Here is a 23,606-nt window from a genome sequence, read left to right as displayed (position 1 = left end):
TCAGAACTCGATCGCTGCGTAGAACATGGCAAAAAGCCCGTCGAGGATGATGACGACGAAGATCGACTTCACCACAGAGGCGGTGACGTGCTGGCCGAGCGATTCGGCGCTGCCGCCGACCTTCATGCCTTCGACCGAGGCAATCGTGCCGATGATCATGGCCATGAACGGCGCCTTGATCAGGCCCGCAAAGATGGTGCTGAGATCGATGGCGACACGCAGCCGGTCGATGAAGGCGGCGGGTGGAATGTCGGAATAGAGCCAGGCAGCCAGGATGCCGCCGCCGAGTGCGGCGAAATTGGCGATGATGGTCAGGCACGGCAAGGCGATGACCAGCGCCACGAGCCGCGGAAAGACCAGGACGCCGATCGGGTTGAGCCCGATGACCTTCAGCGCGTCGACCTCCTCGCGCATCTTCATCGAGCCGATCTCGGCGGTGATCGCGCTGCCGGAGCGGCCGGCGATCATGATCGCCGTCATCAGCACGCCGAGTTCGCGCAGGATCAGCACGCCGACGAGGTCGACGACGAAGATATCGGCGCCGAAATAGCTGAGCTGATAGGCGCCCTGCTGGGCAACGATGGCGCCGACGATCGCCGACATCAGCACCACCACCGGAATGGCGCCGACGCCCATACGGTCGATCTGGTTGAAAATCGCCGCCGGGTTGACCGCATGGCCACGGCCGAGCTTCATCTGCGCGCCACGGATGGTGGCGCCGAGGATGTTCATCGAGGCCAGAAAATCGTCGCGCATCTCGTAGACCCGGCGGCCAACCGCCTCCAGCGCGCGAATGACGATGTTGGGCGGTCGCACCGGGCCGGATTCGGGTTCGCGCCGCACGGCCTCGCCGACAGCTTCGAGCAGGATCGAAGCGATCTCGCTCTGGCCTTGCATCTGGATCTCGACACCCTTCTTCTCGAAGGCGCTGACCAGCCGGTCGATCAGCCAGGCGCCGGCAGTGTCCATCTTCTCGATCTTGGAAACATCGAGCGCCAAGGTTTTGAAGCCGCTTCGCTTTTCGATCTTGCGCATGTCGGCGTCGACGAGTGCAACGGTCCGTGTCGTCCAGATTCCGGAGAAAGCGCAGCCAAGAACGCCGTCCTCCTCGCCGATCACCACGCGCGGTTCGTGGTCAGCCTCCCCTGCGGTCGTGCCGCTTGCGTCGCGCTTGCCGATGGTCAACATGGCGTCCTGTTTAGCCTGACGGGTCTGACCTGTCGATTTGCCGACAACGCTTGTCGCACAGCAGGAGCAGAAAAATATGGCGCGTGTCATTTCGGTCGAGGCCGAGCGTTTTCCCATCGCCGGAACCTTCACCATTTCGCGCGGTTCCAAGACCGAAGCCGAAGTGATCTCCTGCACGATCAGCGACGGCGGCCATTTCGGCCGCGGCGAATGCGTCCCCTACAAGCGCTATGGCGAGACGATTGAGGGCGTGCGCGAGGCGATCGACGCCATGCGCGGCCGGATCGCCGATGGCATCAGCCGCAGCGCCTTGCTCGATGCCATGCCGGCCGGAGCCGCCCGCAACGCCATAGACTGCGCCCTATGGGATCTGGAGGCGAAGCTCAGCGGAACATCGGTGGCGGTTGCGATAGGTGCTGTTCCCTTGCAGGCGCTCGAAACCGCCTACACGCTGTCGCTGGGCGAGCCGGAGGCGATGGCGGCGCAGGCCCGCGCCAATGCGGCGCGGCCGCTGCTCAAGGTCAAGATCGGCGGCGACAACGACATTGCCCGCATCCGGGCGGTCAGGCAGGCAGCGCCAGACAGCCGCATCATCCTCGACGCCAATGAGGGCTGGAGCGACGACAACATCGTTGCGAACTTCGCCTTTGCCGCCGAACAAAGCATCGCGCTGATCGAACAGCCGCTGCCGGCCGGTCATGACGAGATCCTGCGCCATATCGCCCATGCGGTGCCGATCTGCGCCGATGAAAGCGTGCACGAGGCTAAGAATCTCGAAGCGCTTGTCGGTCTTTACGATGCCGTCAACATCAAGCTCGACAAGTCGGGGGGCCTGACTGCGGCACTGGTGCTGCGCGATCGCGCCCGCGAACTCGGTTTCGGCGTGATGGTCGGCTGCATGGTCGGCACCTCATTGGCGATGGCGCCAGCGGTGCTGCTTGCCCAGCATGCCGATTTCGTCGACCTCGACGGTCCGCTGCTGCTTGCCCGCGACCGGGTACCGGGCCTTGTCTACCAGGGATCGCTGGTGTCACCGCCCGATACGGCGCTCTGGGGCTGAGCGCGCAGCAAGGCCGATCAGCGCCAGTCCGATCAACGCAATCGGGATCATGGCAAAGAAGCCGTCGACACCGAGACGGTCGTAGAGCGGGCCGGACGCTAGCGTCACCACCGCCATGAAGAAGCCGTTGGAGAAATAGGCAATGCCTTGCGCGGCACCTGTCCGCTCCTCGGAGATCGTTTCGCCGATCATCTTCTGCAGCCCGATCAGCCCCAGCGCCACCGAGACCGAGTGCAGCGACTGGACAGCGAAGAAGCCGGGAATGCCGAGGCCGAGCGGCCAGACCAGCGGAAAGGCGATCCAGCGCACGATGGAGCCGATTCCGGCCATCACCATGACCGACACGACGGAGAACCGGTCGAAAAAGCGGGTGAACATCATGAACATGCAGACTTCCGACACCACGCCCCAAGCCCATAAGAGACCGACTACCGAATCGCCGAGGCCGATCGACTTCCAGTAGATGGAGACGAAACCGTAGAGGAATGCGTGGCTGGCGGTGATGACGCCGACGCCCGTGGAAAAATACAGGAAATACGGGTTGAGAAGCTTCGGCGCTGAATGCTGGATGTCGGTGGCCGACAGCGGCGAGGCGCGCCGCGGACGGCCAAGGCGCGGCGCCAGCAGGCCGGCGGCAAGGGCGGCGGCAAACGCCACCAGAATGATAACCGGAACGGCTTGTGAACCGGTTACCGACAGAATGAAGCCGCCGGCGATATTGGCGAACAAATAGGAAATCGAGCCCCATTTGCGCATGCTTGTGTAGTTCGAACCGAAGCGGCGGACACCCGAAAGAGCCAGCGAATCGGCGATCGGCGAATGCGGCGTCCAGACGATGGTCAGCGCCAGCGAGACCGCCAGCACCATCGCATAGGTGGGTGTCAGGAAATAACCTGCCGACAAAAGCAGCGACGCAGCCATCAGCGCGACATAGACATCGGCGCGGTCCCTGGCACGGTCGGCCAGCGCGGTCAGCAGCGGCGTCGTCACCACGCGCAGGAACATCGGCGCCGCCAGAATGACCGCGATCTGCTCGGCATGAAAACCCTTGGCCTGCAGCCACAGCGGAAAATACGGCAAGTGCGTTCCGAGCGGCACGAAAAGCGTCGCGAAGATCAGGCTCATGCGCAGTTCGAAATGGCGCGGCTTGACGAGTTGTTCGGGCGAGAGCTGCGGCAGGGACATGAATCGATCCAATCGCGCTGTATTCGGCCGGAGGGCAACGCGTATCGATCCCTTAACATGGACGAAAACCGGACGAAACCGGTTGGACTAATTGATTGATTCCGAAGCCGAAAGGACTTCGGACTAGGCCGCCTGCCCTACCCGGTCCTCGATAAGCAGCGGGATAAAGGGCTCGTCCGGCGCCTCGGGCAGCACCTGCGCCCAGGTCAGGATTTCCATGCGGCCGTCAAAATGCTCGACCACAGCCGTACAACTTTCCACCCAGTCGCCGGTGTTGATGTACTGGACATCGCCAAAATTTTCGATGACGGCATGATGGATGTGGCCGCAGATGACGCCATCGACATGCGAACGGCGCGCCTCGTCGGCAAGCATGGTCTGGAACGAGCCGATGAAGTTCACCGCCTTCTTGACGTTGTGCTTGGCCCAGGACGAAAACGACCAATAAGGCAGGCCGAGCAGTTGGCGCAGCCGCGTCACCACGCGGTTGACCAGCATGGCCGCGTCATAGGCGTGGTCACCGAGATAGGCGAGCCAGCGCGCATTGTGGACCACGGTGTCGAACTGGTCGCCATGGATGACGAGCAGCCGCTTGCCGTCGGCGGTCTCGTGGATGGCGCGATCGGCAACGACGATGCCGCCGAAATGCACGCCCTGGAACTGGCGGGCGAACTCGTCATGGTTGCCGGCGATGTAGGTGATGTTGGCGCCCTTGCGCGCCTTGCGCAGCAGTTTCTGCACGACGTCATTATGGCTTTGCGGCCAATGCCAGCTCCGCCGCAGCCGCCAGCCATCAACGATGTCACCCACCAGATAGATGATATCGGCATCGTGATATCGAAGGAAATCGATCAGGAACTCGGCCTTGGCCGCCTTCGAGCCCAGATGGACGTCGGAAATGAACATGCTGCGGAAAGTGCGGGGCTCTTGGCCGGACATCGCGATTTCACCCTTGCTTTCGCGCAGGCTATGCCCCGATTCATGCAACAACCGTATGACGGTTGCGATTGGTCCAGCCGAAGGACTAGCTTGCCGGCCAAATCACAGGAGAAATCGTCATGGATCTTGGTATCCGCGGAAAGAAGGCCATCGTCTGCGCTTCGAGCAAGGGACTTGGGCGCGGTTGCGCCATGGCGCTGGCGGAAGCCGGCTGCGACGTCGTCGTCAACGGACGCAATGCGGAGCTGGTGGCGAAAACCGCCGCTGAGTTGCGCGAGCGCTATGGCGTCACGGTGACGGAAGTCGTCGGCGACGTCTCGAAGCCAGAGGTGCAGAAGGCGCTGCTCGTGGCTTGCCCCGAGCCGGACATCCTGGTCAACAACAATGGCGGACCGCCGCTTCGCGACTTCCGCACGCTCGATCGCGAAAAGATCCTCGAAGGCGTTACCCAGAACATGGTGACGCCGATCGAGCTGGTCCAGGCCGTGCTGGACGGCATGGCGGCGCGCGGCTTCGGTCGCATCGTCAACATCACCTCGCTGTCGGTCTATGTGCCCATTCCCGGCCTCGACCTCTCGTCCGGCGCGCGTGCCGGCCTGACCTCGTTCCTTGCCGGCGTGGCCAGAACGGTTGTCGACCGCAACGTCACCATCAACAGCCTTCTGCCGGGCAAGCTCGACACCGACCGGCTGCGCGGCCCGCATGAGGCCGGCACAGTCGAAAGCCCTCAGGCCGCAGCCGCGCGCAAGACCCGCATCAGCGCCGATGTTCCGGCCAAGCGGCTCGGCACGCCGGAGGAGTTCGGCCAGATCTGCGCCTTCCTGTGCTCGGTCCATGCCGGCTATCTGACCGGGCAGAACATACCGGTCGATGGTGGTCTTTACGTCAGCGCCTTTTGATCAACTTATCCGTGAAACGGTCGGAGCCGTCCGTCAGAAAATCGTCATAAGTATTTGATTATTCGAGGTCTTCTACGCGCCGCCGGGTATTGCCGCCGGCGCGTCAATTAGCGTCGCGAAAAGCCACGGCTGCATGCTAAAAGGGAATCTCCAGGCAGATTTCGAGGGAGTGGCCGCATGGAAGGCGAGAGCAAAAAGACGGCACGTTCGGACCTCGACGAAGCCGCCCTCTACTTCCACAAGCACCCAAGGCCGGGAAAGCTCGAGATACAGGCGACCAAGCCGCTCGGCAATCAGCGCGACCTCGCGCTCGCCTATTCCCCCGGCGTCGCCGCCCCCTGCCTGGAAATCCGCGACGATCCGGCGACCGCCGCCGACTACACCGCACGCGCCAATCTGGTCGGTGTCGTCACAAACGGATCGGCCGTGCTCGGCCTCGGCAATATCGGCCCGCTGGCCTCCAAACCGGTCATGGAAGGCAAGGCCGTCCTGTTCAAGAAGTTCGCCGGCATCGATGTCTTCGACATAGAGATCGACGCGCCCGCTATCGAGCGCATGGTCGAGACGATCTCGGCCCTCGAACCGACCTTCGGCGGCATCAATCTCGAGGACATCAAGGCGCCGGAATGCTTCGAGGTCGAGGAACAGCTGAAGGCCCGCATGGGCATACCGGTGTTCCACGACGACCAGCACGGCACCGCCATCATCGTCGCTGCCGCCGTGCTCAACGGGCTGGAGTTCGCCGGCAAGACCATATCGGACATCAAGATCGTCACCTCCGGCGCCGGGGCTGCCGCCCTTGCCTGCCTCAACCTGCTGGTCTCGCTCGGCGCCAAGGTCGAAAACATCTGGGTCACCGACCGTTTCGGCGTCGCCTACAAGGGCCGCACCGATGAGATGGATCGTTGGAAAGACCCCTATGTGAAGGACACCGAGGCGCGCACGCTGGCCGACGTCATTTCGGGCGCCGACGTCTTCCTCGGCCTGTCGGCGGCAGGCGTACTGAAGCCGGAACTGCTCCAGCACATGGCGCCGAAGCCGCTGATCCTGGCGCTGGCCAACCCCAATCCGGAGATCATGCCGGAAATAGCGCGTGCAGCGCGTCCGGATGCGATGATCTGCACCGGCCGGTCCGATTTTCCCAATCAGGTCAACAACGTACTGTGTTTTCCTTACATTTTTCGCGGTGCGCTCGACTGCGGCGCCAGCGCCATCAATGAGGAGATGAAGATGGCGGCGGTGCGGGCAATCGCAGCGCTCGCACGCGAGGAACCTTCGGACGTCGCGGCCCGCGCCTATTCCGGCGAGACGCCGATCTTCGGCCCTGAATTCCTGATCCCTTCGCCCTTCGATCCGCGCCTGATCCTGCGCATAGCGCCCGCGGTCGCCAAGGCAGCCTGCGACACCGGCGTCGCGACGCGGCCGATCACCGACTTTGCCGCCTATATCGACAAGCTGAACCGCTTCGTCTTCCGCTCCGGCCTGGTAATGAAGCCGGTGTTCTCGTCCGCCAAGGCATCGAGCGCCAAGCGCGTCATCTATGCCGACGGCGAGGATGAGCGCGTGCTGCGGGCTGCCCAGGTGGTGCTCGAGGAAGGCATCGCCGAGCCGATCCTGATCGGCCGCCCGCACGTCATCGAAGTGCGCCTGAAGCGCTACGGCCTGCGCATCAAGCCCGGGGTCGATTTCGGCCTCATCAACCCGGAAGACGATCCGCGCTACCGCCACTATGTCGACCTTTTGATCGAACTCGCCGGCCGGCGTGGCGTGACGACGGAAGCCGCGCGCACCATGGTGCGCACCGACAACACGGTGATCGCAGCACTTGCGCTGAAACGCGGCGATGCCGACGCCATGGTCTGCGGCCTCGAAGGTCGATTCGAGCGGCATCTGCGCAACGTCACCTTGATCATCGGCCCCCGCGCCGGCATCAAGGACCACGACCTGTCGACGCTTTCCATGCTGATCTCGCAGCGCGGCATCATCTTTCTGACCGACACCCACGTCTCCGTCGACCCGACGGCGGAAGAAATCGCCGAGATGACGGTGCTGGCGGCGGAAGAAATCCAGCGCTTCGGCATCGAGCCGAAGGCAGCACTCTTGTCGCATTCCGATTTCGGCTCGCGCGATTCGCCCAGCGCCCTGAAGATGCGGCAAGCAGCGGCGATCCTGGCGCGCATCGCGCCTGACCTTGAATGCGATGGCGAGATGCATGCGGACACTGCTCTGTCGGAGCACCTGCGCCAGCGCGTCTATCCCCATTCGAGACTGAAGGGCGAAGCCAATTTGCTGGTGTTCCCCAACCTCGATTCGGCCAACATCACGCTGACGGCGCTCAGAACCATGACGGATGCGCTGCATGTCGGGCCGATCCTGCTCGGCACCGACATGCCGGCGCATATATTGACGCCGTCTGTCACCTCGCGCGGCGTCGTCAACATGACGGCGCTTGCCGTGGTCGAAGCCGCCCACAAGGCACAAGCGGTCGTCAATCTGGGCTGAACACGGATTTCGCGGTAAACTGCAGTTAACCGCGAACACGGTAGCCTTGCGGGGCTAACAGCCGATTTGGAAGGCGGAGTTTGGGCGGATGGCAAGCGGAGGGTGGAAGCAGGCGCATGCTGCCGTGCTGCTTGGCCTGCTGTTGTCCGCAACCTGGGGAGTAGCCGAGCCACAGGCTGCTTCGCGGGTCTGCCGCCAGTTGGAAGCCGATCTTGCCGCGTCCTCGCGCGGCGGCGGTGGCGGTCCGGCGCTAGTCCGGAAATACGATTCCGCGATTGCCAGGCAGCATGAGCAGATTTCGAAGGCTCGCAGCCAGGCGAGCCAGGCCGGGTGCGGTTTTTCGCTGTTTGGCCGCAACCTCAATCAATGCGCCGGGCTCAACGCCACCATCGACCGCATGAATGCCAATCTCGACGCCTTGCAAAACAAGCGCGAGCGGCTGGCTGGCGGTGGCTCTCGCCGCGATCGCGGACGCATCCTGGCGGCGCTCGACGCCAATGGCTGCCGCGGCGACACCGTTGCGCCTCGGCGTGCGCCTTTGCAGGAAGCGAACCGCGACGGCGGCAGCGCAAACCTGTTCGATCAGCTCTTCGGCGGCAACAGCAAGCAGCTCGATATGCTTGATGAACCCAACCAGCCCGACGATCCCAGCGAGGAGCGCAATGTCCGCCGTGTGCTCAACCAGCCCGGCGTACCGGATTTTCCGAGCGTCGGTGGCGAATTCCACACGTCCTGTGTGCGCACCTGCGACGGCTACTTTTTCCCTATGTCGAACTCGGCCTCGGCAGGCGATTTCGAACGCGACCAGAAGAATTGCGAATCGAGCTGCCCCGGCACCGAGATGCAGGTTTTCTATTCGCGCGGCATGGACGACGATTCGGCGTCGATGATGTCATCTGTCACCGGCCGACCTTACAGCGAATTGCCGACCGCCTATCTCTACAAGCGGCCCGGCATGTCGCGGCCGCCGGCTTGCGGCTGCAACGCCGCTGCGCAGGGCTTCCAGATCATTGCCGGCAATCCGCCGAATCCGGTGCAATCGCAGCCAGAGACAGACGCGTCATCATTCATTCCAGTCCCGGTTGCAAAACCTGATCCGGGCGCCGATCCCGAAACGCTGGCCAATCTGGAAGGTGGGCTCGACCGCGAGGCGATCAAGCGGCTTTCCGCCAGGCCGGTGACGTCGCCCGTGTCCGCGCTGCCGCCGGAACAGCGCAAGGTCAGGGTCGTCGGGCCAACGTTCCTTCCCGACCCATCAGCGGCAATAGATCTGCAAGCTCCGGCCCCGAAGGCAGTCCGGTAAGGGCTGTCCTGAGCGGCATGAACAACGCCTTGCCCTTGCGGCCGGTCGCTTCCCTGATCTTGCCCGTCCAGTCCTTCCAGATCGTCGCGGTCCAGGGTTCCTCCGGCAGCAGGTCGAATGCCTGTCGAAGAAAGTCGCGGTCGTCATCGGAAAATTCCGGCTTCTCCTGCGGTCCTTCGCGCAGGATGCGCCACCAGTTGACCGCATCGGCCAGCCTGTCGAGATTGCCGCGCACCGCCAGCCAGAACGGTTCGGCCTGCTCGCCGGAGACGCCGAGCACGATCAGACGGTCTTGTGCCTCGCTGAACGGCATGTGGTGCAGCAGCGACCGGTTGAGCACGAACAGCTCGTCCGGATCGAACTTGGCCGCGGATTTCGATGTCGCCGCCGGATCGAAGCGTTCGGCGAGTTCGCCCATCGTCGGCATCGCCGCGACATTCTCCGAAGTGCCTACCAGGACCGCCAATGATGCGACGGCCATCGGCTCGATCCCGTCCTCGCGCAGGCTTTCGATGGAGAGCGCGCCGGTGCGCTTCGACAAGCCCTCGCCCGATGCGGTGGTCAGGAGATTGTGGTGGCCGAACACTGGCGGCGTGGCAGCCAGTGCCTGGAACAGGGCGATCTGCACGCCGGTGTTGGTGACATGGTCGTCGCCGCGGATGACATGGCTGACGCCCATCTCGATGTCGTCGACCACGGAAGGCAGCGTATAGAGATAGGTGCCGTCCTCGCGCACCAGGACCGGGTCGGAAAGCGAGGCCAGATCGACGGTTTCCTCACCGCGCACCAAGTCGTTCCAGTGGATTTCAGTGCGTTCCGGCTGTTGTGGATCGTCTGAGAAATTGGGCAGGAGAAAACGCCAGTGCGGCCGGCGGCCATCGGTCTGGTATTCGGCGATCTGTTCGTGCGTCAGGGTCAACGCCTCGCGGCCATAGACCGGCGGCAGACCGCGCGTGCGGCGCACCTTGCGCCTGAGATCCAGCTCCTCCGGCGTTTCGTAGCAGGCATAGAGAACGCCTGCCGCCTTCAGCCTCTCGACCGCCGCGTCATAGACTTCGAAGCGCCGCGACTGGTACTCGGTGGCGTCGGGAAAAATGCCCAACCAATGCAGGTCGTAGAGGATGGCGTCGGAAAACTCCTGCTTCGAGCGCGCAATGTCGGTGTCGTCGAAGCGCTGGATGAAGCGACCCTTGTTGTTCACGGCGAACAGCCAGTTGAACAGAGCCGTGCGCGCATTGCCGATATGGATGCGGCCGGTCGGCGAAGGGGCGAAACGAACGGTAACTGTCATGAGCGGGGCGTACCGGATGCTTTTACGATTGACAAGACGCGCCCCCGCGCTGCCCGGCAGACATAGAACATGGCGGCTGGAATGAAAAGACCGGGCGTTGGACGCCTCAGGAGGCACCCAGTCCGCAGGCGGCCTTTGTAACCGAGCGCTGCCAGCCGCTGGGGCCGACCACCGGTTGAAGGCGATCAGCGGCCGAAATCATCGGAACTGAGGCGGGTCCAGCGGTCGCCCACCAATCCACCGATAAAGATGTCGCCGGAGCGGACCGCTTCCGTGACCTCGGCGATCCGCGAGCGGACCATCGTTCCCCCGGCATAGCGGAAGAAGACATTCTTGTAGCCAAAGAGTTGGGATATGAATCTGGTCTGCGTCTGCCCGGTGATGCCCACGCAGCCCATCTCCCATGCGGCGGCGACAAGCGCATCCAGCGTCGCGCCCCAATGCGATCCGAATGCCTGGATTTGCAACAGGTTCGCCATGTCGCCGGCTTGACCATAGAAGGCATAACAACCGAGCATTTTGCCCGTTTCGTCGTAGATCCCACCGAAATGAAGGGGGCCGTCGGCCCGCTTCTCGGCCGCCAGTGCAAGCAGCCGTGGCAGCTCCCCATCCTTCCAACTCGGCCGAAGAGCGTAACCAGACAGGAGGGTCGGCAGTTCCTCGGCAAATTGCACGGCATTGATCGGCTCACGGTGGGTGCGATGCGACGATGAATGCTGGACGGGGGGCTCGAACCTTCTTTTCGCAAGAGCATCGAATGCTCGCGCAAAGGGGTCGAGTACAAGGTGAGGCAGGCCGGGCCATTTACGGTGCAGTGCGGCGGCGGCCATTCCCGCCGGCCGGAAAACATATGTCCATCCCAGACAATGCACCGGCAGGAGTTGATACTTCATCGGGCGCGCGAAGGCCAAGGATGTCCGGTTGGCCGAATCGGTCAGCTGCAGATCGAATTCGCCTTGATGCAATGCCCGCAGCAATTGCGGTCCGGCCGAGCCGTCATCGGTGCCGGGGTCGGCCATGAGCGGCCCGATGATCGCCGCATTCAATGGCGCACCATTGAGCTCGTAGCGGGCTTTCAAAACGCCGAGGAACCCACCCAGGCGACCCTGCCGGTTGATCTGGACAAGAGCGTTGCTTTCACCGGACTGGCCGGCAGGGTCGAGATAAATCTCTCTCATATACGCGGCCGTTTCGGCGATAGCGCGATCGAGGAGGTGACGGCGCCGCCGGCGAAACTTCGTCAGGAAGAGTGCGGCGACGCGCTCGAGATCTTCGGCAGCAAGCGGCCGAACCGAGCCATGCTGAGATTCCAGCACTGACGGCGCAGCCAACTTTTCCTCGGCATTCGCAGAAAGATGCATCGTGAAGAACGTCCGTGGGTTGCCTCCATCGGATATATATCAACCAATGGTAGAAACAACGTATCTCGGTCAATATGATGAACAGAGGTCCCAAGACTTACTATCCGGACAGGACTTCACAGGCAAATCAAGTCGGCCAGCATCACGGCGCTGATCGACGGGTCGACTGCCTCCCTGCGATCGCATCTCCTGCTCCAGCCCGCTGGGCTGACCGTGCCTGACAGAGGCGGCCTCCGGCCGAAGCTGGAGGCCGCCTCTAATCAGCTGACAAGTCCCTTGGTCAGTTCGAGCGCCTGGCGTTCGAACAGACGGCGGTAGATGCCGCCTTTCAGCCGGATCAGTTCGTCATGCGAGCCTTCCTCGACGATGTTGCCGCGATCGAAGACCAGCAGCCTGTCGAGCGCCCGCACTGTCGAAAGCCGGTGCGCGATGACCAGCGTGGTGCGGCCGACCATCAGCCGCTCCATCGCCTGCTGGATCAGCACCTCCGATTCCGAATCGAGGCTCGATGTCGCCTCGTCGAGGATCAGGATGCGCGCATCGGCAAGGAAGGCGCGCGCGATCGCCACGCGCTGACGCTCGCCACCCGACAGTTTCACGCCGCGTTCGCCGACCAGTGTACCGTAGCCCTTTGGCAGGTTGGTGATGAAGTCATGCGCACTCGCCAGCTTCGCGGCATGCTCGATCTCCTCCTGCGACGCACTCGGCCTGGCATAGGCGATGTTTTCGGCCAGCGACCGGTGGAACAGGATCGGTTCCTGCTGAACGATGGCGATCTGCCCGCGCAGCGAGGCTTGCGCCACCTGCGAGATGTCCTGACCGTCGACCAGGATTTTCCCCGCGTTCACGTCATAGAGCCGCTGGATAAGCTTGACGAAGGTCGTCTTGCCCGACCCCGAATGGCCGACCAGCCCGACGCGCTCACCCGGCGCGATATCGACCGAAAAGTCGCGGTAAAGCGCGGATCGGTGATGGCCATAGTGAAAGGTGACGTTGTCGAAGCTGATCCGTCCTTCGGTGATCCGGATCGGCTTGGCACCTGGCCGGTCCTCGATGCCGAGCGGTTCGGACTGGAAATCGACCAGCTCTTCCATATCGTTGATGGAGCGCTGCAGGTTGCGGATATGCGTGCCGATGTCCCTGAGATAGCCCTGCAGCACGAAGAGCGAGGTTAGCACGAACGCAACGTCGCCGGCGCTCGCCTGCCCCCACGACCACAGCATCAGCGCCAGGCCGATCACCGCAGCGCGCATGACCAGCAGCAGCACCCCTTGCGTGGTGCCGTTGATGGTGCCGCGCACCCAGGTGCGCCGTGTACGCGCACGCCATTTGGCGACGACCTCGGCCAGGCGGCGTTCTTCGCGCTCTTCGGCGCCAAAGCCCTTGACCACGGCGTTGCAGCTGACCGCGTCGGCCAGCGAGCCGCCGAGGCGGGTATCCCAGGTGTTGGCGAGCCTTGCCGCCGGCGCGACATAGCCAAGTGACAGCAGCGCCGTCACCGTGATGAACAGCACCGAACCGGCAGCAACGACCGCACCCATCAACGGCCAGAACCAGCCGAGCAGCAACGTCGACCCGACCAGCATGACGATCGACGGCAGCAACGCGATGAGGATGGTGTCGTTGATCAGGTCGAGCGCCCACATGCCGCGCGTCACCTTGCGCACGGTCGAGCCGGCAAAGCTATTGGCATGCCAGTCGGTGGAAAAGCGCTGAACGCGATGGAAAGCATCGGCGGCGATGTCGGCCATCATCTTCAAGGTCAGCTCGACGATCCCCATGAACGCCAGGTTGCGCAACACGACGCCGGCCAGCGCCAGCGCCATCAACATTGAGAACGCCGTCAGCGCGGCATTCCAGGCAATCGCGTCGGCGCCGGCGCTGCTGGCGACGGCGTCGACCAGCCGGCCGGAATAGAGCGGCGTCAGTACATCGGCCAGCGTCGACAGCAGGAAGCTGGCCATGATGAGCGAGAGCCGCCACGGCTGGCGCCGCCAATGGGTGAGCGTGAAGCCGAGAACGCTGCGAAAGGCGCTCGCGCGCAAATCGATCTTGAAACGAGCCATGATGTCATTCGGGCACAAACGAGCCCGATCCCAGTAGGTCGAAAATTGAAGAAGCCGCGCAAGGGGCCAATGAGTGCCCGGAAAGCGGAGTGGCATATTTGGCGTCTCGCCCATAATCGGGCGGCGACCGGCATCGGCAAAAGCCTGTGCTCGATTCGGCATCGGCACGAAGGGCAAACCTTCGCTGAGCGCCGGATGAGACCTAGGCTTCGCGGCCTCGCATTACCATGTGAAATACTGCCATTCGGACCTCCCGCAAGACAATTGCGGAGGGGTTCTTATAGAGACGCTCCGATGCACCGCCAAGACGGGCTGACGCCAAAAGCGTATCTGGTCCAACCACTGCGATTATTTTGCAACAATGGCGGGCAAGCCGCGCCTCATTTAGGAACGCGATCCAAGCGCATGTAGCGGCCATCGGTCGATGGCTTGAACCCGAGCTTTTCATACATGCCATGGGCATCGCTGGTCGACAGGCTCCAATGGAAAACGGTCCTGACCTCCGGATGGTCGATCAGGGCCTGGACGAGCCGGCTTCCTATGCCTTGCCCGCGATTCTCCGGCCAGATGATGAGATCGGCGAGATAGGCGAATACGGTGCGGTCGGTGATCGCCCGGCCGAAGCCGACTTGCCTGCCATCGACATAGGCGCCGACGCAAAGCGAATTGGCAAAGGCGCGGCGATGGACTTCGTCAGTGCGTCCGGCGCCCCAATAGCTTGCCATCAACAGGTCCGATGTCGCACGGAAATCGATCCGTGACATGTCGAAGCTGATCTCACAATCGGGCATGGTTGTCTCCGGCCGCGCCGCGTGCGCTTTCGGTACCTAGCTGCGATCCCTGAAACGATTGGTGATGGGGTAGCGGCGGTCGCGGCCAAAATTCTTTTTCGTGATCTTCACGCCCGGCGCCGCCTGCCGTCGCTTGTATTCTGCGATGTAGAGCAGGTGCTCGATGCGCGTCACCGTCGCCCGGTCATGGCCGCGCGCGACGATGTCGTCGACACCCATCTCATTCTCGACCAGGCATTCGAGGATATCGTCCAGCACCGGATAGGGCGGCAGCGAATCCTGGTCGGTCTGGTTCTCGCGCAATTCCGCCGACGGTGCCTTGTCGATGATGTTCTTCGGGATCACCTCGCCCGAGGGGCCCAGCGCACCCGGCGGCACGTGGCTGTTGCGCCAGCGCGACAGCGCGTAGACCTGCATCTTGTAAAGGTCCTTGATCGGATTGAAGCCGCCGTTCATGTCGCCATAGAGCGTGGCATAACCGACCGACATCTCGCTCTTGTTGCCGGTGGTGACGACCATCGAGCCGAACTTGTTGGAGATCGCCATCAGGATGGTGCCGCGTGCGCGGCTCTGCAAATTCTCCTCGGTGATACCTTCCTTGGTGCCTTCGAACATCTGCGTCAGCGCGTGCAGGAAGCCCTCCACGGGTTCGAAGATCGGCACGATGTCATAGCGGCAGCCGAGAGCGCGGGCGCAATCCTCGGCATCTTTGAGCGAATCCTTCGAGGTATAGCGGTAGGGCATCATCACCGCGCGCAGCCGTTCCTCGCCGAGCGCATCGACGGCCAGCGCCGCGCAGATCGCCGAATCGATGCCGCCGGACAGACCAAGCACGACGTTCTTGAAGCCGTTCTTGTTGACGTAGTCGCGCAGGCCCAGCATGCAGGCGCGATAGTCGGCCTCCTCCCGGTCCGGGATTTTCGACATCGGCCCTTCCGAGCAGACCCAGTGATCGCCTTGTCTCTTCCAGGTGGTGACGTCGACCGCTTCCTCGAACTGGCTCATCTGGAAGGCAAGTGTCTTGTCGGCGCCAATGGCAAACGAAGCGCCGTCGAAGATCAGCTCGTCCTGGCCGCCAAGCTGGTTGGCATAGATCATCGGCAGCCCACATTCGATGACCTGGCGGATGACGACCTGGTGGCGGACATCGATCTTGGCGCGATAATAGGGCGAGCCGTTCGGCACCAGCAGGATTTCCGCCCCGCTTTCGGCCAGCGTCTCGCAGATATCGACATCGCCCCAGATGTCCTCGCAGATCGGAATTCCGATGCGCACGCCGCGGAAATTGACCGGCCCCTGGATCTCGGGTCCGGCCTGGAAGACGCGCTTCTCGTCGAACTCGCCGTAGTTCGGCAGATCGAGCTTGTAGCGTTCGGCGACGATCTTGCCGCCGTCGGCGAAGATGATCGAATTGTGCGTGCCGCTCTTGCGCTTCAACGGCGTGCCGATGATGACGCCGGGACCGCCATCCGCGGTGTCGGCGGCAAAGTCCTGTGCCGCCTTTTCGCAGGCTTTCAAAAAGGCCGGCTTCAGCACCAGATCCTCCGGCGGGTAGCCGGCGAGGAAAAGCTCGGTATAGAGCACGAGATCGGCGCCCTGACGTGCGGCATCCGCCCTCGCCTCGCGGGCTTTGGCGAGATTGCCTGATATGTCGCCGACAGTCGGATTGAGCTGGGCGACGGCGATGCGCAGGATGTCGAGCTTCTTGGTCATGCCTGCTGACTTAGCGCGGCAAAATTGCTCGGGCAATGGCGTTCGTTTGGACCAATTCGGAGCAAATGACGAATGTCATTCGTGTCCGGACCGATCGATTCGATCGTGTTGACCGATCGACGAATGCCGATCGTGGCAAGCGACCACGTTTCAGTCGTCGCCCATATATTCGCGCAGCGCTTGCGGCGAATGGTTCTCGCCGATCGACATCGCCAGGATGCGTGAAATATGGCGGCGCGGCAGATGCGTCTCCGCTGCCCATTGATTGATTTGCCTCTGGATCTTGTCCAGGTCCTTCTTCGAAGTCGGGCTTTCGGCGATGTCGAGGCCGGCGTCGCGCAACGCCGCGGCCATATCGCCCGAGATGACGAACGCATCCCACCCCAGCCAGCGCAGGAAATACTGGCCCGTGTTGCCGCCCAGCCGGCTGCCATGCTTGCCGAGCCAGGCCATCAGCCCGACCTGGTCATCATCAGGCCATTCCGCAAGGAATTTGCCGAAACCGCCATATTCCTTCGACACACGCTCGACAAAGGCAGCATTGTCGCGAACGGATTTGATCTTCTGCGGGTTGCGTACGATGCGCTGGTCGGCCGTCAGATCGTGCCAGAAATCATCGGGCTGGAACAACAGCCGCTTCGGCTCGAAGCGCAGAAACGCCTCCTCGAAGCCAGGCCATTTCTGCTCGATGACGCGCCAGACGAAACCGGCGGCGAAGACGCGCTCAGCCATAATGGAGAGAATGCGGTCATCGGGGATGTCAGCCACGGCGGCATTGTCAGGCGCCGGACCAAGCAGCGACGTCAGCTCCTCTTCGCCGCCCTTACGTTTTGCGGCGCGAGCGCGAATTTTCTTGAAATCGGCCATTGGTCCCTCGGCAACTGGAATCAATCTAACACTTCCCGTGTGAGCCGGCAGCCTCTACCTCTTACGGCAAGCCTAAGACCCTGGAGATGGCCATGAACAAGACGATCGACGATCTGGCGAACCGCTGGCTCAAGCGGCGGCCGGACGGCCTCAGCCAGCTCGAAAGCCGGGTGCTGCAATCGACGCTCGAACGCACCACCATCTCGCGCGACACCAACAAGGCCGTTGCCTTCCACCAGACCTTCGGCGACCGGCTTGCCGATACGATCGCCCGCATCGGCGGGTCATGGTCCTTCATCCTGACCTTCATCGCCTTTCTGGTCTTATGGACGGCGGGCAATGTCTGGCTGCTGTCGCGTGACGCCTTCGATCCCTACCCGTTCATCTTCCTCAATCTCGTTTTGTCGATGGTAGCCGCCTTGCAGGCGCCTGTGATCATGATGGCGCAGAACCGCCAGACCGAACGGGACCGCATCGACGCCGCCCACGATTACGAGGTCAACCTGAAAGCCGAGATCGAGATCATGGCGCTGCATGAAAAGCTGGATGAACTGCGCCACGGCCAGATTCTCGGCATGCGCGACGAGATCGTGCAACTGACCGAGATGATCAAGCGGATCGACGAAAGGCTGTCTTCGCAGCAGTCGGCTTCATGACCGACGCGATCCACCATTTCATCGAACAATACGGGCTGCTCGCGGTCTTTGTCGGTTGCATCGCGGAGGGCGAAAGTGCTGCCATTCTCGGCGGCTTCTTCGCCCACCAGCAGGTCTTCGTGCTGTGGCACGCCGTCCTTGCGGCCGGCCTCGGCGCCTTTGTCGGCGACACTTTCTTCTTCATCCTCGGACGAAGCTTTGCCGACCATCCCTATGTCGTCAGATTGCGCAAGCGGCCCGGCTTTCGCCGCGCCTTTCGCCTGCTCAACACCCATCCCGACATTTTCGTGCTGTCGAACCGCTATATCTACGGCATGCGTCTCGTCGGCGGCATTGCAGCCGGACTCTCCAATATCACAGCGCCGCGCTTCGTCATCCTCAACGCGCTTTCATCGGCGGTCTGGGCGGTGCTGTTCGGTACGATCGGTTATGTCTTTGGACTTGGCGCAGAGCACTTCATCGGCCAGGCGCTGATGCATCACGAACGGTTGCTGATCGGTCTTGGCATCGGCCTGACCGTGGCCGTTGTGGCATGGCTCGTCGCCCGTCACATCGCCAGGAGGGAACGCGCCAGGGAAGGCTGATCGTCAATCCACGCCGAGCGCCTGATCCCCCCGATCGAGGATAAGCGGGACGATCAGGTCTTCCTCGTCGGCAAGATGTCTTGTCAGCATGGCGATCAGCCGGCTGTTTTCGTCGGCATAGGCGTCGGCTGCAAAGCGCTGTCTGTCTTCGCTCTCCTGCAGCGTCTTGATGAAGGCATTGGCCGCCTCGGCATTGCGCTCCAGCCCTTCATGGATGGTGTGGTGGTCGGCATCGAGAATCTCGAAGCCGCGCTTCAAACGGGGCTCGGCCTTGGCGAATACCGGGAAATATTGATAATCCTCGACATTGTGGTGACCGTCGAGATGCCCAAGAAAATGATTGAGGCGCGGCGCGAACCAGCGCGCGAAATCAGGCGCCGTCAGCCGTCCCTCACGGAAGTCGTCAATGCCGTTGGCCAGCATGCCGCCAAGTTCGCGGAACATGTCGTGCCGCTGCAGCCACATATTGGCGATGCCGTGGACGTTGGCATGGTCCTGCCAGTTTTCACGCGGGTACTTTTCGACGAGCCAGCGCAGATCGTCCGGCAGGCCCACGCGTTCGAGAAGCAGAAAATTGGCGGCCCCGGCCATGACAGTCTCCTTGGGTGACTGGCATATAGGCATCGAAAGGCTAGATCGGTAGCCCAGTGATCCGCTCGATGATGGCGATGCCCCAGACACCGGCGACGATGAGCACCGAAATCAGCACCGCCAGCGAACCGCAATCCTTGGCCAACTGGATGTCGACATTGAACTCGCGGCTGAAAGCGTCGCATGCCGCCTCGATGCCGGTGTTCAGCACCTCGACCATGATCAAGAGCAGCACCGCGCCGATCAGCAAGGCATAACCGCGCCACGAGATCGAAACGAACCAGCCGAGCGGCAGTGCCAGCGCCAGCAGCATCAGCTCCTGCTGGAAAGCCTTCTCGCTGGCGGCCAGCTTGCGAAACGCCCGCACCGAATTGAAATAAGCGTCGATCAGCCGCTGCATGCCAAACCCCTTTGCGAATCACCGGCACGGGATAATGCAATGGCTGGCCAGATCAATGGAATAAGGTGACTTGTCCAAGATTCATTCAGCAACCGGTATGGACGGTGTCGACTTTTCAAACTGCGGCAGCCCGTCGTCGATCGAATAATAGTCGCCCTTGTCACCAACGAAAATATGGCATTCCCCCTCAAGACCTGTCGGCTTGTCGAACGATCCCGCCATGACTGAAACGTAGTCCTGGTCTCGCGGCTTCCAGAACAGCACCGACCCGCATGCCTTGCAGAACCCACGCCTGGCGAAGGTAGAGGCTTCGTACCAGGTGATACTTTCCACGCCATCGATGACGATGTCGACATTGGCAACATTGGTCGCGGCATAGAAATGTCCGCTCTGCTTGCGGCATTGCGAGCAATGACAATAGACGACGCCACGCAACGCTCCGTTCGTTCTGAAGCGGACGGCTCCACACAGACACGATCCCTGGTGACCACCACTCACGTCGATCCTCCTTGAAAGAAAAGTGCCTGGCATCGCCTTCAGGATTCCAGCTTTGCGGCGCACGCACGCAAGCAAATGCGACATGTACTGGCGTGGAGAATCCGAAATTCGGTTTCATTTTGAAACGTGCGATGCGCGAATCGCGAATTCAGGCCGCTGCACCGGCGTTGTTTCCAACTGTTGGACGCGCGAACCAGAGCTTTTACAGCCCGCAGACAGAGAAACCCGCGGAACCTTCGCCAGTTAAGAGAACTTTAGCGACAGCGCATTTATGGTCACCCTGCAAGTGAAGGCCGTGGGTGGGGACGCATCCCTTCGCAAGTTGTTCCGAAGCGTCGGTCGCATTCCCCAGGGTTCGGCGACAAAAGGGGACCCGCGAATTCCGCGGATCATCCGGGGGAAGAACCAGAATGCAGCCGGCAGCTGTCCCGACCGAACGCACCGACATCGCAGCCACTGTTGTCGCGACAATGCGCCAGTTGGGCGTGCTCGGCCTGCCGCGCAATTACGAGATCTTCTATGAGGCCCTGAGCGGCACCAATCGCGAACTCAGCCTGGCCGTCGTTTCGCTGAGCAGCCGGCCGACACAGGATGAACTGGATCAGATCGGGCGCACTTTCTTTGCCCACAACCATGGTCCTGGCATCGTCGAGCATGCCCGAGACGTCATTGCCAGGGAGCTCGAGGAGGTTGCTTCACTGCTGCGGAGCGAGCGCAGCCATATCGAGAAATACGGCAGGATCCTCGATGAGACATCGAGCGGCCTCAACGGCCGCAGCCTCCTCTCCCAGCATCTTTTGCACAAGATCGCCAACGCCATGGCGGTCGCCACCAATTCGACGATCGATCACGGCCGGCAGGTGGCCTCGACGCTCAGCGACAAGACGGCCGAACTCGAGACCGTCAAATCGAAGCTCGAGGAATACAAACGGTTGGCCGACACCGATCCCTTGACCCACATCTGGAATCGCCGCGCCTTCGACAAGGAAATCACCAGGATCTACAACAGCAACAGGGGTATCCTGTTCAACGCCCTGGTCCTTGCCGACATCGACCGCTTCAAGGACATCAACGACCGCTTCGGCCACCCGGTCGGCGACAAGATCATCCAGAGCATCGCCGATATCTTCCAGACCAGCATTCGCGGCGACATGTTCGTTGCTCGCACCGGCGGCGAGGAGTTCGCGCTGATCGTCGAGGGCGCCAGCGAGGACGCCACCTATGACGTTGCAGAGCGTATTCGTGCCCTGATCGAGCAGACGCCGTTCACCAGCAGCCAGACGGGCACGAATTACGGCACCGTCACCGTCTCGATGGGTATCTGCATGGCGTCCGAAGCCGAAGGACCCGAAGATCTCTACACCAAGGCCGACCGGGCGCTCTATCGCTCGAAGGTCAGCGGCCGCAACCGCGTCACCAGGCACTCGACGATGGCTGGCCGAGCAGGCAAGAGCTGGCTGCTCTACAAGAAGGATTGAGACTCCCGTTTGCAGATTGTTTTGCGTCCCGCCCCTTTCCATATGAATTTTTGTGGCCTATATTTTCCACAGAAACAGGAAGGCGTCGTAATGCAATCTCAAACCGCTGCCAAGACAGCCGAGAATGCAGTCCTGACCAAGGCAACGGTGCGCGCGGCCGATCTGCTGGACATCACCGCCAGAATGCTGGCCTCGGTGATCGGAGTTTCGGAGGCCACGGTTTCGCGCATGCGCAGGAACGAATTCGTGCTCGAGCGCGGCACCAAGCCATTCGAGCTTGCCGTGTTGTTCGTCAGGCTGTTCCGCTCGCTCGACGCCATTGTCGGCGGCGACGCGGTCGTCGCCCGGGCATGGCTGAAGAACGCCAACACGGCGTTCGACGCTGCTCCGCTTGAAAAGATCCTCACCATCACCGGGCTCGTCGATGTCATTGCCTATCTGGACTCCCGACGCGCTCTCGTCTGAGACCGTCGGCATCGACAGCAAGTACTGGCGCATGGTCGAAGCGCAGCACCATGTCTCGACGCTGAAAATCGTCGACACGCTCGACGAACAGGCGATGCTGGAAGACCTGATCGAGGAAACTAAGCCGCAGATCCCAATTGAATGCCGCCATCTCCACTATCTCCTGGCGACGCCCTTCCGCTACGGCTCGGTCTATCCGCACGGTTCGCGCTTCCGCCGTGCCGGCAGGACCAAGGGCGTCTACTATGCGGCCGAGACCATGATGACCGCGGTGGCCGAAATGGCCTTCTACCGGCTGCTGTTCTTTGCCGAGTCGCCCAAAACACCCTGGCCAAGCGACGCCGCCGAATACACGGCCTTTGCGGCCGCGATCAAATGCGCCAAGGTGATCGATCTCACCCGGCCGCCGCTCGATCGTAACGCAACGGCATGGACGCATCCGACCGACTATGCCGCTTGCCAGGCCATTGCCGATACTGCCCGCGAGGCCGGGCTGGAGGCGATCCGCTACCGCTCGGCGCGCGATCCCAAGGGCGCCAACATTGCGCTGCTGACCTGCCGCGGCTTTGCCAAGGCAAAGCCGCTGGAGCCGCGGACCTGGCGCATCCGGCTTGGGGCGTTCGGCGTGCAGGCGATCTGCGAGTTTCCGGAAAAGCGCATCGAGTTTTCAAGGACGGCGTTTGCTGACCCCAGACTCGCCGGCCTGCGCTGGGAACGCGGGCACTGAACCAACCAAAAGAAAAGCGCCGGATTTCTCCAGCGCTTTTTCCGTCAGCCGTTCAGGCCGAAATCGAGCTTAACCGTTCGCAACCTGCTTGTGCTGCACCGGGTGGCTCTTCTTGAGCAGGTCTGACACCAGGAACGCCAGTTCGATCGCCTGGTCGGCGTTGAGGCGCGGGTCGCAATGGGTGTGGTAGCGGTCCTGCAACTCCTCGGCGGTGATGGCGCGCGCGCCACCGGTGCATTCGGTGACGTTCTTGCCGGTCATCTCGACATGGATGCCGCCCGGATGCGTGCCTTCGGCGCGGTGCACTTCGAAGAAGGTCTGAACCTCCTTCAGGATGCGGTCGAACGGCCGCGTCTTGTAGCCGGCGGCCTCGATCGTGTTGCCGTGCATCGGGTCCGACGACCACACCACGGAGCGGCCTTCCTTCTGCACCGCGCGAACCAGCTTCGGCAGATGGTCGGCGACCTTGTCGGAGCCGAAACGTGCAATCAGCGTCAGCCGGCCGGGTTCATTTTCGGGGTTGAGCAAGTCGATCAGTTCCAGCAAGCCGTCCGGCGTCAGCGACGGACCGCATTTCAGGCCGAGCGGGTTCTTGATGCCGCGGCAATATTCGACATGCGCATGGTCGGGCTGGCGGGTGCGGTCGCCGATCCAGATCATATGGCCCGAGGTAGCGTACCAGTCGCCGGAGGTCGAATCGACACGCGTCAGCGCCTCCTCGTAGCCGAGCAGCAGCGCCTCATGGCTGGTATAGAAATCGGTCTCGCGCAGCGCGTAGTTGGTTTCCGAAGTGATGCCGACGGCCTTCATGAAGTCCATCGTCTCGGTGATGCGGTTGGCGAGCGACTCGTATTTCTCGCCCTGCGGGCTGTCGGACACGAAGCCGAGCATCCAGCGGTGCACATTCTCCAGGCTGGCATAGCCGCCTTGCGCGAAGGCGCGCAGAAGGTTGAGCGTCGCCGCCGACTGGCGGTACGCCATCTCCTGGCGAGCGGGATCCGGAATGCGCGACTTCGGGTCGAATTCGATGCCGTTGATGATG

General features: G+C 62.3%; 22 protein-coding genes. 9 read left to right on the top strand and 13 right to left on the bottom strand.

What is annotated here, in order from left to right:
• The gene (locus tag EN955_RS16400) at nucleotides 1-1,188 is read right to left on the bottom strand and encodes an ABC transporter permease (protein WP_024503547.1); all 1,188 of its coding nucleotides are present in this window, start codon (nucleotides 1,186-1,188) and stop codon (nucleotides 1-3) included.
• Between the two features lie 76 nt (nucleotides 1,189-1,264).
• On the opposite strand from EN955_RS16400, the gene dgcA reads away from it, so the two are divergent.
• The gene (dgcA, locus tag EN955_RS16395) at nucleotides 1,265-2,248 is read left to right on the top strand and encodes an N-acetyl-D-Glu racemase DgcA (protein ID WP_024503548.1); all 984 of its coding nucleotides are present in this window, start codon (nucleotides 1,265-1,267) and stop codon (nucleotides 2,246-2,248) included.
• On the opposite strand, the gene EN955_RS16390 is transcribed toward dgcA, so the two are convergent.
• Nucleotides 2,219-3,433 (bottom strand): MFS transporter, encoded by a 1,215-nt coding sequence (locus EN955_RS16390; RefSeq protein WP_024503549.1) that lies wholly within the window; start codon nucleotides 3,431-3,433, stop codon nucleotides 2,219-2,221. The two genes, dgcA and EN955_RS16390, sit on opposite strands and share 30 nt — an antisense overlap.
• A 123-nt stretch (nucleotides 3,434-3,556) precedes the next feature.
• Nucleotides 3,557-4,372 carry a UDP-2,3-diacylglucosamine diphosphatase gene (locus EN955_RS16385; protein ID WP_013531888.1) on the bottom strand — a complete coding sequence of 272 codons (816 nt, stop codon included), beginning with the start codon at nucleotides 4,370-4,372 and terminating at the stop codon, nucleotides 3,557-3,559.
• 119 nt (nucleotides 4,373-4,491) lie between these two features.
• Between EN955_RS16385 and EN955_RS16380 the strand changes: the two genes are divergently transcribed.
• The 3 genes from EN955_RS16380 to EN955_RS16370 all read left to right on the top strand — a co-directional run bounded on the left by EN955_RS16380 (nucleotide 4,492) and on the right by EN955_RS16370 (nucleotide 9,076).
• Nucleotides 4,492-5,271 (top strand): SDR family oxidoreductase, encoded by a 780-nt coding sequence (locus EN955_RS16380; RefSeq protein WP_024503550.1) that lies wholly within the window; start codon nucleotides 4,492-4,494, stop codon nucleotides 5,269-5,271.
• 177 nt (nucleotides 5,272-5,448) lie between these two features.
• Nucleotides 5,449-7,773, top strand: coding sequence for an NADP-dependent malic enzyme (locus EN955_RS16375; protein WP_024503551.1), 2,325 nt, complete (start codon nucleotides 5,449-5,451; stop codon nucleotides 7,771-7,773).
• An 88-nt stretch (nucleotides 7,774-7,861) separates the two neighbouring features.
• On the top strand, nucleotides 7,862-9,076 hold the full coding sequence (locus tag EN955_RS16370) for a DUF2865 domain-containing protein (protein WP_024503552.1): 1,215 nt from the start codon (nucleotides 7,862-7,864) through the stop codon (nucleotides 9,074-9,076).
• Here EN955_RS16370 and gltX read toward each other — a convergent pair.
• The 6 genes from gltX to EN955_RS16340 form a co-directional block, all read right to left on the bottom strand.
• Nucleotides 8,994-10,367 carry a glutamate--tRNA ligase gene (gene gltX, locus EN955_RS16365; protein WP_024503553.1) on the bottom strand — a complete coding sequence of 458 codons (1,374 nt, stop codon included), beginning with the start codon at nucleotides 10,365-10,367 and terminating at the stop codon, nucleotides 8,994-8,996. The two genes, EN955_RS16370 and gltX, sit on opposite strands and share 83 nt — an antisense overlap.
• A gap of 185 nt (nucleotides 10,368-10,552) precedes the next feature.
• Nucleotides 10,553-11,728, bottom strand: a complete 1,176-nt coding sequence (locus EN955_RS16360; RefSeq protein WP_024503554.1) for a hypothetical protein — start codon at nucleotides 11,726-11,728, stop codon at nucleotides 10,553-10,555.
• 260 nt (nucleotides 11,729-11,988) lie between these two features.
• Nucleotides 11,989-13,794 (bottom strand): ABC transporter ATP-binding protein, encoded by a 1,806-nt coding sequence (locus EN955_RS16355; protein ID WP_024503555.1) that lies wholly within the window; start codon nucleotides 13,792-13,794, stop codon nucleotides 11,989-11,991.
• 380 nt (nucleotides 13,795-14,174) lie between these two features.
• Nucleotides 14,175-14,585, bottom strand: a complete 411-nt coding sequence (locus EN955_RS16350; protein ID WP_024503556.1) for a GNAT family N-acetyltransferase — start codon at nucleotides 14,583-14,585, stop codon at nucleotides 14,175-14,177.
• 36 nt (nucleotides 14,586-14,621) lie between these two features.
• Nucleotides 14,622-16,298, bottom strand: coding sequence for an NAD+ synthase (locus EN955_RS16345; RefSeq protein ID WP_024503557.1), 1,677 nt, complete (start codon nucleotides 16,296-16,298; stop codon nucleotides 14,622-14,624).
• Between the two features lie 150 nt (nucleotides 16,299-16,448).
• A complete protein-coding gene (locus EN955_RS16340) occupies nucleotides 16,449-17,165 on the bottom strand; it encodes a DNA-3-methyladenine glycosylase I (RefSeq protein WP_024503558.1) in 717 nt (238 codons plus the stop codon).
• A gap of 92 nt (nucleotides 17,166-17,257) precedes the next feature.
• Between EN955_RS16340 and EN955_RS16335 the strand changes: the two genes are divergently transcribed.
• Both EN955_RS16335 and EN955_RS16330 read left to right on the top strand, forming a co-directional pair.
• Complete coding sequence (locus EN955_RS16335; protein WP_024503559.1) at nucleotides 17,258-17,821, top strand: DUF1003 domain-containing protein; 564 nt, start codon at nucleotides 17,258-17,260, stop codon at nucleotides 17,819-17,821.
• Complete coding sequence (locus EN955_RS16330; RefSeq protein ID WP_024503560.1) at nucleotides 17,818-18,405, top strand: DedA family protein; 588 nt, start codon at nucleotides 17,818-17,820, stop codon at nucleotides 18,403-18,405. Before EN955_RS16335 ends, EN955_RS16330 begins: the two co-directional genes overlap by 4 nt.
• Nucleotides 18,406-18,408: 3 nt before the next feature.
• On the opposite strand, the gene EN955_RS16325 is transcribed toward EN955_RS16330, so the two are convergent.
• The 3 genes from EN955_RS16325 to EN955_RS16315 all read right to left on the bottom strand — a co-directional run bounded on the left by EN955_RS16325 (nucleotide 18,409) and on the right by EN955_RS16315 (nucleotide 19,894).
• Nucleotides 18,409-18,996: a hemerythrin domain-containing protein gene (locus tag EN955_RS16325; RefSeq protein ID WP_024503561.1), complete on the bottom strand. Its 588-nt coding sequence runs from the start codon at nucleotides 18,994-18,996 to the stop codon at nucleotides 18,409-18,411.
• A 40-nt stretch (nucleotides 18,997-19,036) separates the two neighbouring features.
• Nucleotides 19,037-19,396 (bottom strand): diacylglycerol kinase, encoded by a 360-nt coding sequence (locus EN955_RS16320; RefSeq protein WP_024503562.1) that lies wholly within the window; start codon nucleotides 19,394-19,396, stop codon nucleotides 19,037-19,039.
• An 81-nt stretch (nucleotides 19,397-19,477) separates the two neighbouring features.
• Nucleotides 19,478-19,894, bottom strand: coding sequence for a GFA family protein (locus EN955_RS16315; protein WP_013531901.1), 417 nt, complete (start codon nucleotides 19,892-19,894; stop codon nucleotides 19,478-19,480).
• A gap of 410 nt (nucleotides 19,895-20,304) precedes the next feature.
• Here EN955_RS16315 and EN955_RS16310 point away from each other — a divergent pair, with 410 nt between their 5' ends.
• The 3 genes from EN955_RS16310 to EN955_RS16300 all read left to right on the top strand — a co-directional run bounded on the left by EN955_RS16310 (nucleotide 20,305) and on the right by EN955_RS16300 (nucleotide 22,564).
• Complete coding sequence (locus EN955_RS16310) at nucleotides 20,305-21,372, top strand: GGDEF domain-containing protein (protein WP_024503563.1); 1,068 nt, start codon at nucleotides 20,305-20,307, stop codon at nucleotides 21,370-21,372.
• A 90-nt stretch (nucleotides 21,373-21,462) separates the two neighbouring features.
• A complete protein-coding gene (locus EN955_RS16305; RefSeq protein ID WP_013531903.1) occupies nucleotides 21,463-21,837 on the top strand; it encodes an MbcA/ParS/Xre antitoxin family protein in 375 nt (124 codons plus the stop codon).
• The gene (locus EN955_RS16300; RefSeq protein ID WP_032899263.1) at nucleotides 21,797-22,564 is read left to right on the top strand and encodes an RES family NAD+ phosphorylase; all 768 of its coding nucleotides are present in this window, start codon (nucleotides 21,797-21,799) and stop codon (nucleotides 22,562-22,564) included. Before EN955_RS16305 ends, EN955_RS16300 begins: the two co-directional genes overlap by 41 nt.
• A 69-nt stretch (nucleotides 22,565-22,633) precedes the next feature.
• On the opposite strand, the gene EN955_RS16295 is transcribed toward EN955_RS16300, so the two are convergent.
• Nucleotides 22,634-23,606 (bottom strand): 3-deoxy-7-phosphoheptulonate synthase class II (locus EN955_RS16295; protein WP_164769885.1); only part of this gene is annotated, 973 nt, incomplete at its 5' end.

The organism is Mesorhizobium sp. M7A.F.Ca.CA.001.04.2.1 (assembly GCF_003998485.1).
In the GTDB taxonomy this organism is placed as follows: Bacteria; Pseudomonadota; Alphaproteobacteria; order Rhizobiales; family Rhizobiaceae; genus Mesorhizobium; species Mesorhizobium ciceri.
The sequence above is the reverse complement of the archived record's forward strand: the minus strand, read 5'-3'. Positions and strand labels throughout refer to the sequence as shown.

Excerpts from the sequence above, each read along its gene's own strand:
- EN955_RS16400 (WP_024503547.1), bottom strand. The coding sequence starts at position 1,188 with ATGTTGACCATCGGCAAGCGCGACGCAAGCGGCACGACCGCAGGGGAG.
- dgcA (WP_024503548.1), top strand. The coding sequence starts at position 1,265 with ATGGCGCGTGTCATTTCGGTCGAGGCCGAGCGTTTTCCCATCGCCGGA.
- EN955_RS16390 (WP_024503549.1), bottom strand. The coding sequence starts at position 3,433 with ATGTCCCTGCCGCAGCTCTCGCCCGAACAACTCGTCAAGCCGCGCCAT.
- EN955_RS16385 (WP_013531888.1), bottom strand. The coding sequence starts at position 4,372 with ATGTCCGGCCAAGAGCCCCGCACTTTCCGCAGCATGTTCATTTCCGAC.
- EN955_RS16380 (WP_024503550.1), top strand. The coding sequence starts at position 4,492 with ATGGATCTTGGTATCCGCGGAAAGAAGGCCATCGTCTGCGCTTCGAGC.
- EN955_RS16375 (WP_024503551.1), top strand. The coding sequence starts at position 5,449 with ATGGAAGGCGAGAGCAAAAAGACGGCACGTTCGGACCTCGACGAAGCC.
- EN955_RS16370 (WP_024503552.1), top strand. The coding sequence starts at position 7,862 with ATGGCAAGCGGAGGGTGGAAGCAGGCGCATGCTGCCGTGCTGCTTGGC.
- gltX (WP_024503553.1), bottom strand. The coding sequence starts at position 10,367 with ATGACAGTTACCGTTCGTTTCGCCCCTTCGCCGACCGGCCGCATCCAT.
- EN955_RS16360 (WP_024503554.1), bottom strand. The coding sequence starts at position 11,728 with ATGCATCTTTCTGCGAATGCCGAGGAAAAGTTGGCTGCGCCGTCAGTG.
- EN955_RS16355 (WP_024503555.1), bottom strand. The coding sequence starts at position 13,794 with ATGGCTCGTTTCAAGATCGATTTGCGCGCGAGCGCCTTTCGCAGCGTT.
- EN955_RS16350 (WP_024503556.1), bottom strand. The coding sequence starts at position 14,585 with ATGCCCGATTGTGAGATCAGCTTCGACATGTCACGGATCGATTTCCGT.
- EN955_RS16345 (WP_024503557.1), bottom strand. The coding sequence starts at position 16,298 with ATGACCAAGAAGCTCGACATCCTGCGCATCGCCGTCGCCCAGCTCAAT.
- EN955_RS16340 (WP_024503558.1), bottom strand. The coding sequence starts at position 17,165 with ATGGCCGATTTCAAGAAAATTCGCGCTCGCGCCGCAAAACGTAAGGGC.
- EN955_RS16335 (WP_024503559.1), top strand. The coding sequence starts at position 17,258 with ATGAACAAGACGATCGACGATCTGGCGAACCGCTGGCTCAAGCGGCGG.
- EN955_RS16330 (WP_024503560.1), top strand. The coding sequence starts at position 17,818 with ATGACCGACGCGATCCACCATTTCATCGAACAATACGGGCTGCTCGCG.
- EN955_RS16325 (WP_024503561.1), bottom strand. The coding sequence starts at position 18,996 with ATGGCCGGGGCCGCCAATTTTCTGCTTCTCGAACGCGTGGGCCTGCCG.
- EN955_RS16320 (WP_024503562.1), bottom strand. The coding sequence starts at position 19,396 with ATGCAGCGGCTGATCGACGCTTATTTCAATTCGGTGCGGGCGTTTCGC.
- EN955_RS16310 (WP_024503563.1), top strand. The coding sequence starts at position 20,305 with ATGCAGCCGGCAGCTGTCCCGACCGAACGCACCGACATCGCAGCCACT.
- EN955_RS16305 (WP_013531903.1), top strand. The coding sequence starts at position 21,463 with ATGCAATCTCAAACCGCTGCCAAGACAGCCGAGAATGCAGTCCTGACC.
- EN955_RS16300 (WP_032899263.1), top strand. The coding sequence starts at position 21,797 with ATGTCATTGCCTATCTGGACTCCCGACGCGCTCTCGTCTGAGACCGTC.